Genomic DNA, 12,811 nt, shown 5'->3' on the forward strand with positions numbered 1-12,811 from the left:
GTCAGACGGTCACGCCCACCGTCCGCAGGAACGCGACCGGGTTGACGGCCGAGCCGTAGTTCGGCGTCTTGCGGATCTCGAAGTGCAGGTGGGGGCCGCTGGAGTTGCCGGTGTTGCCGGACAGCGCGATCCGCTCGCCGGTGGCCACGCTCTGGCCGATCCGTACGTTGATCTTCGACAGGTGGGCGTACTGCGAGTACGTGTTGTCGGCGTGCCGGATCACGATCGCGTTGCCGTACGCGGGGCCGTCACCGGCGCCGACCGGGCCGGCCTTGACGACGGTTCCGGCGTGCGCGGCGGAGATGGGCGTGCCGCTCGGCACCGCGAAGTCCTGCCCGGAGTGCTTGCTCGCCCACATCGAACCGCCCAGGCCGAAGCTCGCGCTCAGCGTGTAGCGCGCGACCGGGTGCACCCAGGAGGCGGCCTTGGCCTGCTTCACCGCGGCGGCCTTCGTCTGCGCCTTGGCCTGCTCGGCGACCGCGTTCGTGGTGGCGGAGGCGGTCGCGAGCGGCGCCGCGTTCACCTCGTCGGCGACCGCGACACCCGTGCCGAGGAGGGCGGCGCCCCCCATCGCGGCGACGGCGGTCACGGCCGCGGCACGCAGACGGAACGCGGACGGGCGGGCGGGCTTGGACGGGGTGCGCTGGGGCATGCGGGAGCTCTTCCGTACGGCGACAGGGTCGGCCACCGAACGAGGCCGGCGGCGTGCGAGGACCCGGCACGCACAACGGCACACCGGGTCGCCCCACCTTGGTAACCCAAACCCCCATTGCCACCCAAACCGCCCATCTACTAACGAAAGCCGTAACGATCAGAACGGGAATACCGCGAATCCCCGGCCAACAACGCCTAAGCCGCCTAGTAGGCGCGCAACCCCCTGTGCGCCTTGTCACCGCGACCGGGTCGCAAGCCCGTCCCTTTCAGGACCAAGGTCCCGCGAGCCTGGCCGGGCGCGCGGGCTCGCCCTTGGAGCAGCTGATGAACGATGCGCGGATGTCCCGCTCGGTTACGGCCTTCATGCCGCAGGACGCTGACGCTAGGGCTATTAGGCAGCAACCTAATATTCCAAGGTCCAGTGCCGCAGGCGCACGCCTCTGTCCCAACTCCCGTTCACGGAGCCAGAATTGGGGCGAGGCGAGGGGGCCGCACCATGACCGGCGACAGACGTACCGACGACGCGCATGACGACGGCACGCACGAGGACGGCACGCACGCGTTCGACGGGATCGAGCTGGCCGACGCCATCGAGTCCGTACGCGATCAGCTCACCGAAGCCGCCGCCCGGGCCACCGGGCAGCCGCTGGTCTTCGAACTCGGCGACATCCAGATGGAGTTCACGCTCGAACTGCGCATGGAAGTCAAGGGCGGCCTCAAGGTCCGGGCCTGGGTGGTGGACGCGGGCGCCGACGCCGGGCGCAGCACGGGGCGTACGCACAAGGTGTCCTTCACCCTGAAGCCGCACGCCGCCACCGACGGCGCCGCCTGGAAGGTCGGCAACGACCGGCCCGGCGGCGGCTTCGGGGCCGGGCCGCGGTGAGTACGTCACTGCCCACGACCGCCGACCGGGTCGTGGCCGTGCTGTCCGACGGGCACCAGGGCAGCGGGGTCATCGTGTCCCCGTGGCTGGTGCTGACCTGTGCGCACAACCTGGTCGGCGCCCCGCCGGTCCGGCTCACGCATCCCGCGATCGGCGAGGTGACCGCCCAAGTCCTGTGGCAGGACGCCGAGTTGGACGCCGCGCTGATCTACAGCGACGAGGAGCTGCTGCCCGGTCTTCTGCGGCTCGGCACCGTCGACACCGCGCAGTCGCTGCCCGGCTGCGAGATCATCGGCTTCCCCGACATCCAGCGCTACGGCGCGGACCACCACCTCGACTACGACCAGTTCGTGGGCACCGTCCTGCCGGTCGCGGGCAGCCTGCGCGACGACCTGGTCTGCGAGCTGCACCGGCCCCCGGCCACCGAGCGCGCGGACGGCAGCTCGCCGCTCGCGGGTCTTTCCGGAGCGCCGCTCTTCGCGGCGGCCACCCTGCTCGGCCTGGTCAAGGAGATCCCGCGCGGGCGCGGCCACCGCCGGGTGGTGTGCGTGCCGCTGCGGGGAATCTTCGCCTCGGAGGGGTTCCGCGCCGCGTTCGCCACGCTCGCCGCCGTGACCACCCTCGAACTGGTCACCGGCGTCCCCCCGGAGGACCAGCGCTACGAGCACGAGTACGCCGAGGCGATCGGCGCCTCGTACCGCAAGACGAAGATCTTCGGCCTGGACGAGCTGAACAAGCGGGACTCCGAATGGGACCTCGACACCGCCTACCTCAGCCTGGAGGCCAGGCCCAAGGCCACCGAGCCCCCGCAGGCCGGCCGCCCCCTGATGGACAGCGCGCCGCAGCGCATCGACACCCTGCTGGCCTCCCGGCCCCGGGTCCTGATCCGCGGCGAGGCGGGCGCCGGGAAGACCACCCTGGTGTGGTGGCTCGCGGCGCACGCGGCGGCCGGCCGGCTCGGCCCGGGGCTCGCGGACCTCAACGCGCTCGTCCCGTTCGTGGTGCCGCTGCGCACCCTGCGCGCCCAGGGCGCCACCTTCCCGCTGCCCGCCCAACTCCCCACCGCAGCCCGGCTTGTCGTGGACGCGGCGCCCGAGGGCTGGGCCGGGCGCGTCCTGAAGACCGGGCAGGCGCTGCTCCTGGTCGACGGCCTCGACGAGGTTCCCCAGGAGGACCGCGAGGAGGCGCACCGCTGGCTCGCCGCCCTCCTGGACCGCTATCCCCGCACCCGCTGCGTGGTGACGGTGCGGCCGATGGCGGTCGAGCCGGACTGGCTCAAGTACGCGGGCTTCGAGGAGCTCAGGCTGCTCCCGATGAACGACGAGGACATCACCGCGTTCATCGCCGCCTGGCACCGCGCGGCCCGCCTCGACAGCGGCCCGCACGAGGACCTGGACGAGCTGGAGCGCGACCTGTCCGAACAGTTCAAACAGAACAGCACCCTGCGGGGCCTGGCCCGCACCCCGCTGCTGTGCGCGGTGATCTGCGCCCTGCACCGGCTGCGCCAGGGCTTCCTGCCGGACACCCGCTGGAAGCTGTACGAGGCGGCCTTACGGATGCTGCTCGGCAACCGGGACCAGCAGCGCAAGGTCGAGGCGCCCGAGGGCATCCAGATCAGCGCGGACGAGTGCACCGAGCTGCTCCAGCGGATCGCGGTGTGGCTGGTGCGCGAGGGCCAGTCGGAGTTCTCCCGCGACCAGGCGCTGCGCCAGCTCAAGCGGGCCCTGTCGGGCATGGAGAACGTACGCGGCCAGGGCACCCCCGAAGACGTGCTGCGGCATCTGCTCAACCGCAGCGGGCTGCTCCAGGAACGCGCCGACGACGTCTTCCAGTTCACCCACCGCACCTTCCAGGACTTCCTGGCCGCCAAGGAGTTCGTGGAGGACGGCCACCTGGGCGAGCTCCTGCGGCACGCCTCCGAGGAGCAGCAGTGGCAGGACGTGATCCTGCTCGCCGCCGGGCACTGCGGCCGCCGCGATCGGCCGGTCCTCATCAACGGCCTCCTGGACGCGGGCTCCCGCCGGCAGAGCCACCAGGACAAGGCGAAGATCCACGTGCTCGCGGCCCGCTGCGCCCAGCACGCCGCCTACCTGGACGAGACGACCGCCCGCCGGGTCCGCGAGCACATCAGCGCGCTGCTCCCGCCCTGCGACCTGGAGACCGTCACGCTCCTGGCCCGCCTCGGCCCGACCGTCCTCGATCACTTGCCGGCCCCGTGCGAGACGCCCCCCGAAGCACTGGCGAACGTCGTCGGGCTCATCAACCGGGTCGGCAACGCGGAGTCCATCGAGCACGCCCGCGCCTGGTCCGCCGCCCACCCGGACGCCGTCGACCTGTTCGCCACCGAGTGGTCGCGCTACCCGGCCGAGCGGTACGCCCGCGAGGTGCTCGCCCGCCTCGACCTGCGCGAGGCCCGGCTGCACGTGGAGACCCGCTGGCAGCTCGCCCAGCTTCCGCACGTCCCCGACGCCCGCCGGCTGTGGATCACCGTGCCGCCCGACCTCACCGCGGACGAGCTGCACACCGCGCTGCGCGGCCGGAAGGTGGCGGCCCTGCGCCTGAACGGCTGCGAGAGCCTCACCGACCTGGCGTTCCTGCGGGACAGCGCGGAACGCCTCGAAGACCTGGAGGTGCTGCGGGGTTCGGGCCTTCGCGACCTCTCCCAGCTCGCCCGGCTGCCGGGCCTGACCTCGCTCGGGCTGCTCGACGTGTCCGCCCAGGAGGTCGACCTGGCCCCGCTCGGCGAGCTCCCCGCGCTGCGCACCCTGCTGTTCGGCAGCAGCACCGACCTGCACCTGGCGCAGCTGCCGGTCCTGAGCGGCGTCACCACCCTGCACCTGGAGGCCGACCAGGTCGCCGGCTTCGACGCCCTGAGCCGCTGGCCCGCCCTCAGCTACCTGGAGCTCGCCCCCTCCTCCTCGGCCACCACCCGGCGGCTCCTGGCGTACGTACGCGGGCGGCCCGGCATCACCCGGCTCGGGGTCGCGCTCAGCTCGGTGGCGGCCCTCGCCGGGGTGGCGCCGCTGCCCAGCGTCCGCCACCTCGACCTGTGGCTCGCCAACTCCGACGGCGACCTCGGCGCGGTCCTCACGGTGTTCCCCGCGCTGACGACGGTGGACCTCGCGGTGGGCATCGTCCAGGCCGGCTCCTGGAACCCGGCCGCCCTGCTGCGCCGCCCCGGCCTGACGGTCACCGTCAACGGCGGTCCGCCACCACCCGAACTCACCTGAGTAGTCAAGGGAGTTGGGGCGCTTCCCGTAACGGCACGAAGGCGCTTGCGCAGCAGTACGAAAAAGGGGCTGCCCCGGTTCGTACGTTCGTCACGTACGAGCCGGGGCAGCCCCTTCAGGCAAGGCCTCCGGAGAGGACTACGCCTCCTTGCTCAGGTTCGGACCCGCGCCGCCCGCGGCCGCGTCCTCGATCGGCGGGACGTCGGGCAGGGCCGACTTCTCCTCGCCGCGGAAGGTGAACTTCTTCTCCTCACCCTCGCCCTCGGTGCCGATGACCACGATGTGACCGGGGCGCAGCTCACCGAAGAGGATCTTCTCGGAGAGGATGTCCTCGATCTCCCGCTGGATCGTCCGGCGCAGCGGCCGGGCGCCCATGATCGGGTCGTAGCCCTTCTTGGCGAGCAGCGACTTGGCCTCGGCATTGAGCTCGATGCCCATGTCGCGGTCCTTGAGGCGCTCGTCCACCTTGGCGATCATGAGGTCGACAATCTGGATGATGTCTTCCTCGGTGAGCTGGTGGAAGACCACCGTGTCGTCGACACGGTTGAGGAACTCGGGGCGGAAGTGCTGCTTCAGCTCCTCGTTGACCTTGGCCTTCATGCGCTCGTAGCCGGTCTTGACGTCGCCCTGGGCGGCGAAGCCCAGGTTGAAGCCCTTGGAGATGTCCCGGGTCCCGAGGTTGGTCGTCATGATGATGACCGTGTTCTTGAAGTCCACGACCCGGCCCTGGGAGTCGGTCAGGCGACCGTCTTCCAGAATCTGGAGCAGGGAATTGAAGATATCGGGGTGGGCCTTCTCGACCTCGTCGAAGAGGACGACGGAGAACGGCTTGCGGCGCACCTTCTCGGTGAGCTGGCCGCCCTCTTCGTAACCCACGTAACCGGGGGGCGAACCGAAGAGGCGGGAAACCGTGTGCTTCTCGCTGAACTCCGACATGTCGAGGGAGATCAGTGCGTCCTCGTCGCCGAAGAGGAATTCGGCGAGCGTCTTGGACAGCTCGGTCTTACCGACACCGGACGGGCCCGCGAAGATGAACGAACCGCCGGGGCGCTTCGGGTCCTTCAGGCCGGCACGGGTACGCCGGATGGCCTGCGAGAGCGCCTTGATGGCGTCCTTCTGGCCGATGACGCGCTTGTGCAGCTCGTCTTCCATACGGAGCAGCCGCGAGGACTCCTCCTCGGTGAGCTTGAAGACCGGGATGCCCGTGGCCGTGGCCAGGACCTCGGCGATCAGCTCGCCGTCGACCTCGGCGACGACGTCCATGTCGCCGGCCTTCCACTCCTTCTCGCGCTTGGCCTTCGCGGCGAGCAGCTGCTTCTCCTTGTCGCGGAGAGAGGCCGCCTTCTCGAAGTCCTGGGAGTCGATCGCCGACTCCTTGTCGCGGCGCACGCCCGCGATCTTCTCGTCGAACTCGCGGAGGTCCGGCGGCGCGGTCATCCGGCGGATGCGCATCCGGGAACCGGCCTCGTCGATCAGGTCGATCGCCTTGTCCGGCAGGAAGCGGTCCGAGATGTACCGGTCGGCCAGCGTCGCGGCCTGGACGAGGGCCTCGTCCGTGATCGAGACGCGGTGGTGGGCCTCGTAGCGGTCGCGCAGACCCTTGAGGATCTCGATGGTGTGCGGCAGCGACGGCTCGGCGACCTGGATCGGCTGGAAGCGGCGCTCAAGGGCCGCGTCCTTCTCCAGGTGCTTGCGGTACTCGTCGAGGGTGGTGGCACCGATGGTCTGGAGCTCACCGCGGGCCAGCATCGGCTTGAGGATGCTCGCCGCGTCGATCGCGCCCTCGGCGGCACCCGCACCCACCAGGGTGTGGAGCTCGTCGATGAACAGGATGATGTCGCCGCGGGTGCGGATCTCCTTGAGGACCTTCTTCAGGCGCTCCTCGAAGTCACCGCGGTAGCGGGATCCGGCGACCAGGGCGCCGAGGTCCAGCGTGTACAGGTGCTTGTCCTTGAGCGTCTCGGGCACCTCGCCCTTGACGATCGCCTGGGCCAGGCCCTCGACGACGGCGGTCTTGCCGACGCCGGGCTCGCCGATGAGCACCGGGTTGTTCTTGGTACGGCGCGACAGGACCTGCATGACGCGCTCGATCTCCTTCTCGCGCCCGATGACCGGGTCGAGCTTGGATTCGCGAGCGGCCTGCGTCAGGTTGCGGCCGAACTGGTCGAGCACCAGGGACGTGGAGGGAGTGCCCTCCGCAGGGCCGCCGGCGGTGGCGGCTTCCTTGCCCTGGTAGCCGGAGAGCAGCTGGATGACCTGCTGCCGCACCCGGTTGAGATCGGCGCCCAGCTTCACGAGGACCTGGGCGGCGACGCCCTCGCCCTCGCGGATCAGGCCGAGCAGGATGTGCTCGGTGCCGATGTAGTTGTGGCCGAGCTGGAGGGCCTCGCGGAGCGACAGCTCCAGGACCTTCTTGGCACGGGGCGTGAAGGGGATGTGCCCGGACGGGGCCTGCTGGCCCTGGCCGATGATCTCCTCCACCTGCTGGCGGACCGCCTCGAGCGAAATCCCGAGGCTCTCCAGGGCCTTAGCGGCGACACCCTCACCCTCGTGGATCAGGCCCAGGAGGATGTGCTCGGTGCCGATGTAGTTGTGGTTGAGCATCCGGGCTTCTTCCTGAGCCAGGACGACAACCCGCCGCGCGCGGTCGGTGAACCTCTCGAACATCGTTAATCGCTCCTCAGAGCGGTCGGGCAGTAAGGGGGCGGTCCCCTCCCTGTCCTTCCGCATGCTAGTCCCGCAGGGCGGGACAGCTCATTCCAACTGCCGACACCCGTTCATTGCCTCCCGGCCCGAACAGCCGACAACTGCTCCAACCCGATGGTGCGAGACGATGTTCCCGCAGGCCAGGCAGATACCCCTGTCTCCAGTACGCCGATGGCGAACGTGAGACCGCCTGACGAGCGTGTCGCCCCTCCCCACTAGGAATGTCTTACCCGTCCGGACTGACACTCCATGCGGCGCACCCCGGTTCCGTAAGCTACGGGCGAACAACCTTGCGCCCGCTCACGCCCCCAAGCGCCACACTTTCCACAACGGAGCGCAGCCGTCCGGAAACTCAGCGTAACCCAGCGACGTTTCTCCAGTTGCTCCGGGCATGGCCTTCACCGTGCCGGCACCCCGCGCCCCCCTGGATGGCCCGCTCGCGCAGTGGTACGAACGCGAGCTCGGCTGGGCCGTTTCGCCGGGTCCCCCCGTCCAGCTGCTCACCGGACTGCGCTTCGACGTCCTGGAACTCCCGGCGACCGCCGGATTCGCCCTGCTGAAGCGGCACGAGCGGACGGGACCGGTCGCCCTGGTGGGGTGCCGGATGCGGCTGCTCGTGGCGGCCGGAAGCGCGGACGAGCTGCCGGGGCTGCTCGACTGGCTGGAGTGGGGCGGCGTCGGCCTCGATCTGACGGCCGTCGGCGCCGGAGGCCGGATCACCGCACCCGTGCCGCCGGGATGGGCCGGCTCGCGGGGGGCCGCCGTCTGGCTGCGGCCCCCCGAGCCCGGGTGCGAGGTGGAAGCGCGGCTGCCCTCATTCACCGGATTCACTCAGTGCGGTGGTGCCGGTGAAAAGGGTGCTTCCCAGGGTCCGGGGACCCTGCCGGGCGGTCGCGCCGCGTGCCTCAGCCTCGTGAGGCTGGTGGCAGCGGCGGCGACGGAATGCCACCGGGCCCGGTTGTTTCACACGAAATCCCCAGGTGGTGCGGGGAACGCGGGAACTCAGCCGTTCTGCTTCTCGTAGGCCTCACGGATTTCGGCCGGGACGCGTCCGCGGTCGTTCACGTTGTAACCCTGCTCCTTGGCCCACTTGCGGATCTCGGCAGTGTTCTGGTTGCCGGTACCGAGCAGCGCGCCACGGGCCTTGCCGCGACCGCCCGCCGCGCGGCCACCGGTGCGCCGGCCGCTCTTCACGTACGGCTCAAGGAGACCCCGGAGCTTGTCCGCGTTGGCGGTGGTGAGGTCGATCTCGAAGCTCTTCCCGTCAAGAGCGAACGTCACGGTCTCGTCAGCCTCGCCACCGTCGAGGTCATCGACAAGAAGGACCTGAACCTTCTGTGCCACCGGATTTCCTTTCATCGAAAATGCAGTACGCGGAAAGGAAACCGCTTTTGCCTGGAAAACACAAACCCCCAGGAGAGGTTCAGGATCCTTGCTCTGCGGGAAACGTACGCGATTCGGACATAGGGTTCTGACAGCTTCCTGCCGCTTCCCCGATCACAGGTGCAGAAGCATCCGGGTGTTGCCCAAGGTGTTCGGCTTCACTCGTTCGAGACCGAGGAACTCGGCGACGCCCTCGTCATAGGAGCGCAGCAGCTCGCTGTAGACATCTGTGTCGACGGTATCGACCGGAGTCTCCCCGATCTCCGTGAACCCGTGCTTCGTGAAGAAGGCGACCTCGAAGGTAAGACAGAAAACCCGGCGCACTCCGAGCCAGCGCGCGGTCTGGAGCAGCTTGCCGAGTACGAGATGTCCGATCCCGGAGCCGTGGAACTCGGGGTCCACGGCAAGAGTGCGCACTTCGGCGAGGTCTTCCCACATCACGTGCAGCGCCCCGCACCCCACCACCCGCGCGTCCGAGTCGCGTTCCGCCACCCAGAACTCCTGGATGGACTCGTAAAGGGTGACCGTTGCTTTGTCGAGCAGGATCCCGTCGCCGACGTACGCATCGAGAAGGCTTCGCACGGACGGTACATCGCCGGTCCTGGCCCGGCGGACGGTGACCGCATTTGCGGCGGGATAAGACATGCCTGGACGCTATCGCCCCGCACTGTCGCCGGGCGCATCGCCCTCTTGGGACTCTTCGGATCCGTGTTCGGCTTCGCGGTCCCGTTCGGGTTCCGGCTCCTGCACCATGCGCACGGCATCGCGCAGCGCTTCGCGCTCCTCGGGGGACATCATGCCGAAGAAGGCGACGAGTGCGGCCGCCCGGTTGTCGCTCTGGGACCAGGCTTCGTTCATCAGGGCCGCGGCGTACGCGGCGCGGGTGGAGACCGCCGTATATCGATAGGCCCGCCCGTCGACTTCCCGGCGGACCCAGCCCTTCTGATGGAGATTGTCCATTACGGTCATGACCGTGGTGTACGCGATGGACCGTTCCTGCTGAAGGTCTTCGAGGACTTCCCGGACGGTCACCGGACGGTTCCACTGCCAGACGCGGGTCATGACGGCGTCTTCCAGCTCTCCCAATTGACGGGGCACATCTGCACCATAGTGGGAGATGTCGCGAATGGCTGGTTATTTGCAGTTAGCGCGCAGCAAAAAGGGCGCACGTGGGGAAATACCCCGTGCGCCCCCGCTGTGTGTGCCCGTCCGGACGGTGAGGTCAGGACGAGGCGGGCTTCTGCCGGGCGGCCTCGGCGCGGGCGAGCGCGCTGTCCACGGCCGCGTCCTCCTTGCCCTTGTTGGGACCACCCTGGCTCTTCACGATCGTCACGACGAGCGCGATGAAGAAGATGGCCATCACCACGGGGGGCAGAAGCGCGGAAACGTAGTCCATACCGACAGAGTAGCTAGCCCGCCCTGCGCTCCTCTGGCGGGGGCACGGGTCGGCGGCGCGGCGGGAAGACCTCGGAGGGCTTCGGTACGGGGCGGTCCGGCGCGGGGTGCGCGGGGGCCGGGCGGGCCGGGGTGGCGGGGCGCGGCTCGGCGGACTTGTCCTTGCCCTTGTCCCCGGCGCCTCCGTCGACCAGCGTCAGGAGCCGGGTGCGCTGGGCCGGAGCGGTGACCGCGCGGCCGGCCAGACGGGCCCGCACCGAGCGTTCCGCGATCCGGCGGCAGCGCTCCAGGAGGGCCGCGCAGACCGGGTCCGAGCGCAGCGCGCGCAGGGCGGCCAGGTCGTCGGGCCCGGGGTCGTAGCCGGCCGCCAGGGCGTCCTGGAGCAGCTCGGTGTAGCCGGGCAGCGAGCCGGGCAGCGCGTCACGGTAACGGGCGAGGTCGGCCAGGAGGAAGGCGCGCAGCCGGTCCGCCTCGCGGACGGCCTCGTCCACGGAGTCGGCCAGGCGCAGACAGTCCTGGATGTCCTGGTCCTTGACGGCGGTGGGGTGCAGGGCGATGGCCAGGGCGCGTCGGAGCACACGCAGCTCGTCCGCGCCGAACGCCATGCCGCCTCGGGATCCGTAGGGCGTGGGCATGCGGCGACGATACGACCTGAAAGGACAAAATCCGCTTAACAGGCCGATGCCGGGCGCGTGTCGGGGTGGTCCCGGCGCGCCCGGCCGCCGCTTCAGGAGCGCGAGACGTTGCGTTCGTACACCAGGCGCAGGCCGATCAGCGTCAGCCACGGCTCGTGCTCGTCGATCTCCTCGGCCTCGCCGAGCACCATCGGGGCCAGGCCCCCGGTCGCGATGACGGTGACGTCGTCCGGGTCGCCGTCGGGGCCGACCAGTTCGCGCTTCATGCGCTTGACGACGCCGTCGACCTGGCCCGCGAAGCCGTACACGATGCCGGCCTGCATGGCCTCGACGGTGTTCTTGCCGATCACCGAGCGGGGGCGGGCCACCTCGATCTTGCGGAGCTGGGCGCCCTTGATGCCGAGCGCGTCGACGGAGATCTCGATGCCGGGGGCGATGACGCCGCCGATGTACTCGCCGCGCGCGCTGACCGCGTCGAACGTCGTGCCCGTGCCGAAGTCGACGACGATCGCCGGGCCGCCGTAGAGCTCGACGGCGGCGATCGAGTTGACGATGCGGTCGGCGCCGACCTCCTTCGGGTTGTCGGTCAGGACCGGCACGCCCGTCTTGATGCCCGGCTCCACCAGGATCGCGGGGACGTCGCCGTAGTAGCGGCGGGTCACCTCGCGCAGCTCGTGCAGGACGGACGGGACGGTCGCGCAGATCGCGATGCCCTCGATGCCGTCGCCGAGCTCCGCGCCGAGCATCGGGTGGGTGCCCATCAGGCCGTTGAGCAGCACGGCCAGCTCGTCCGCGGTGCGCCGGGCGTCGGTGGAGATCCGCCAGTGCTCGACGACCTCCTCGCCGTCGAACAGGCCGAGGACGGTGTGGGTGTTGCCGACGTCGATCGTGAGCAGCATCAGGCCCGGCCCTCTCCGGCCTCGCGCAGGTCCAGGCCGATGTCGAGGATCGGCGAGGAGTGGGTGAGGGCGCCGACCGCCAGGTAGTCGACGCCGGTCGCGGCGTACTCGGCGGCGTTCGCCAGGGTGAGGCGGCCCGAGGATTCGAGCATCGCGCGGCCCGCGACCAGGGCGACCGCCTCGGCCGTCTGCTCGGGGGTGAAGTTGTCGAGCAGGATCAGGTCGGCCCCCGCGTCCAGGACTTCGGTGACCTGGGGCAGGGTGTCGACCTCGACCTCGATGGCCAGGTCCGGGAAGCGGTCGCGTACGGCCTTGAAGGCCTCGGCGACGCCGCCGGCCGCGACCACGTGGTTGTCCTTGACGAGCGCCGCGTCCGACAGGGACATGCGGTGGTTGACGCCGCCGCCGCAGCGGACCGCGTACTTCTCCAGGGCGCGCAGGCCCGGGGTGGTCTTGCGGGTGTCGCGGACCTTGGCGGCGGTGCCTTCGAGGGCGTCCGCCCAGGCGCGGGTGGCCGTCGCGATGCCGGACAGGCGGCACAGCAGGTTGAGCGCGCTGCGCTCGCCGGTCAGCAGGTCGCGGGTGCGGGTCGTGACGCTGATCAGCTTCTGGCCTGCCTCGACGCGGTCGCCGTCCGCGACGTGCCGCTCGACCTCGAACTCCTCGGTGCAGACGATGGACAGGATCGCCTCGGCGACGCGCAGGCCCGCGACCGTGCCGGCCTCGCGAGCCGTGAAGTCGCCGGTGGCGACGGCGTCCTGGGGGACGGTGGCCGCCGACGTGACGTCCACGCCGCCGTCCAGGTCCTCCTCGATGGCGAGGTGCGCGATGTCCTCGACCTGGACGGGGTCCAGGCCCGACTCGGCGAGCAGGGCCGCGAGCGCGGGGTCGAGGCCGCACTCGTACACCTCCTCCTCGCCGCCGCAGCCGCAGTCGTCGCCGCAGCCGCCGCCCTGGGCGGGCGCACCGATCTGGATCAGGGGGACGTCCACCGGCTGGGGACGGAGTTCCTCGGGCGTGCTCACG

General features: G+C 70.3%; 12 protein-coding genes. 3 read left to right on the forward strand and 9 right to left on the reverse strand.

Features of this window, described 5'->3' with window-relative positions:
- Position 1: 1 nt before the first annotated feature.
- Positions 2-652: a M23 family metallopeptidase gene (locus tag OHA17_RS17415; protein WP_406507381.1), complete on the reverse strand. Its 651-nt coding sequence runs from the start codon at positions 650-652 to the stop codon at positions 2-4.
- Positions 653-1,150: 498 nt separating this feature from the next.
- Between OHA17_RS17415 and OHA17_RS17420 the strand changes: the two genes are divergently transcribed.
- Together OHA17_RS17420 and OHA17_RS17425 are read left to right on the forward strand one after the other, a co-directional pair.
- Complete coding sequence (locus OHA17_RS17420) at positions 1,151-1,537, forward strand: trypco2 family protein (RefSeq protein WP_406507382.1); 387 nt, start codon at positions 1,151-1,153, stop codon at positions 1,535-1,537.
- On the forward strand, positions 1,534-4,767 hold the full coding sequence (locus tag OHA17_RS17425) for an NACHT domain-containing protein (protein WP_406507383.1): 3,234 nt from the start codon (positions 1,534-1,536) through the stop codon (positions 4,765-4,767). Before OHA17_RS17420 ends, OHA17_RS17425 begins: the two co-directional genes overlap by 4 nt.
- Positions 4,768-4,905: 138 nt before the next feature.
- Here the strand turns inward: OHA17_RS17425 and OHA17_RS17430 are convergent, their stop codons facing one another.
- Positions 4,906-7,434, reverse strand: coding sequence for an ATP-dependent Clp protease ATP-binding subunit (locus OHA17_RS17430; protein WP_406507384.1), 2,529 nt, complete (start codon positions 7,432-7,434; stop codon positions 4,906-4,908).
- A 430-nt stretch (positions 7,435-7,864) separates the two neighbouring features.
- Between OHA17_RS17430 and OHA17_RS17435 the strand changes: the two genes are divergently transcribed.
- Positions 7,865-8,497 (forward strand): SCO3374 family protein, encoded by a 633-nt coding sequence (locus OHA17_RS17435; RefSeq protein ID WP_398877711.1) that lies wholly within the window; start codon positions 7,865-7,867, stop codon positions 8,495-8,497.
- Here OHA17_RS17435 and OHA17_RS17440 read toward each other — a convergent pair.
- From OHA17_RS17440 to nadC, 7 genes are all read right to left on the reverse strand, one after another.
- The gene (locus OHA17_RS17440) at positions 8,476-8,817 is read right to left on the reverse strand and encodes an Lsr2 family protein (RefSeq protein WP_053729112.1); all 342 of its coding nucleotides are present in this window, start codon (positions 8,815-8,817) and stop codon (positions 8,476-8,478) included. The two genes, OHA17_RS17435 and OHA17_RS17440, sit on opposite strands and share 22 nt — an antisense overlap.
- A gap of 153 nt (positions 8,818-8,970) precedes the next feature.
- On the reverse strand, positions 8,971-9,501 hold the full coding sequence (locus OHA17_RS17445) for an amino-acid N-acetyltransferase (protein ID WP_053729113.1): 531 nt from the start codon (positions 9,499-9,501) through the stop codon (positions 8,971-8,973).
- A 9-nt stretch (positions 9,502-9,510) separates the two neighbouring features.
- Entirely contained in the window at positions 9,511-9,954 is a 444-nt protein-coding gene (locus tag OHA17_RS17450; protein ID WP_344372754.1) for a BlaI/MecI/CopY family transcriptional regulator, read from the reverse strand.
- A 124-nt stretch (positions 9,955-10,078) separates the two neighbouring features.
- Complete coding sequence (locus OHA17_RS17455) at positions 10,079-10,252, reverse strand: hypothetical protein (protein WP_199827068.1); 174 nt, start codon at positions 10,250-10,252, stop codon at positions 10,079-10,081.
- A 13-nt stretch (positions 10,253-10,265) separates the two neighbouring features.
- Positions 10,266-10,856: a hypothetical protein gene (locus tag OHA17_RS17460; protein ID WP_406510744.1), complete on the reverse strand. Its 591-nt coding sequence runs from the start codon at positions 10,854-10,856 to the stop codon at positions 10,266-10,268.
- Between the two features lie 122 nt (positions 10,857-10,978).
- Complete coding sequence (locus OHA17_RS17465; RefSeq protein WP_053729116.1) at positions 10,979-11,785, reverse strand: type III pantothenate kinase; 807 nt, start codon at positions 11,783-11,785, stop codon at positions 10,979-10,981.
- Positions 11,785-12,810, reverse strand: coding sequence for a carboxylating nicotinate-nucleotide diphosphorylase (gene nadC, locus OHA17_RS17470; protein ID WP_398877709.1), 1,026 nt, complete (start codon positions 12,808-12,810; stop codon positions 11,785-11,787). Before nadC ends, OHA17_RS17465 begins: the two co-directional genes overlap by 1 nt.
- Between the last annotated feature and the right edge of the window lies 1 nt (position 12,811).

The organism is Streptomyces sp. NBC_00212 (assembly GCF_045206365.1).
GTDB lineage: Bacteria > Actinomycetota > Actinomycetes > Streptomycetales > Streptomycetaceae > Streptomyces.

Coding starts and splice junctions, on each gene's coding strand:
- OHA17_RS17415 (WP_406507381.1), bottom strand. CDS start 652: ATGCCCCAGCGCACCCCGTCCAAGCCCGCCCGCCCGTCCGCGTTCCGT.
- OHA17_RS17420 (WP_406507382.1), top strand. CDS start 1,151: ATGACCGGCGACAGACGTACCGACGACGCGCATGACGACGGCACGCAC.
- OHA17_RS17430 (WP_406507384.1), bottom strand. CDS start 7,434: ATGTTCGAGAGGTTCACCGACCGCGCGCGGCGGGTTGTCGTCCTGGCT.
- OHA17_RS17435 (WP_398877711.1), top strand. CDS start 7,865: ATGGCCTTCACCGTGCCGGCACCCCGCGCCCCCCTGGATGGCCCGCTC.
- OHA17_RS17445 (WP_053729113.1), bottom strand. CDS start 9,501: ATGTCTTATCCCGCCGCAAATGCGGTCACCGTCCGCCGGGCCAGGACC.
- OHA17_RS17455 (WP_199827068.1), bottom strand. CDS start 10,252: ATGGACTACGTTTCCGCGCTTCTGCCCCCCGTGGTGATGGCCATCTTC.
- OHA17_RS17460 (WP_406510744.1), bottom strand. CDS start 10,856: ATGGCGTTCGGCGCGGACGAGCTGCGTGTGCTCCGACGCGCCCTGGCC.
- OHA17_RS17465 (WP_053729116.1), bottom strand. CDS start 11,785: ATGCTGCTCACGATCGACGTCGGCAACACCCACACCGTCCTCGGCCTG.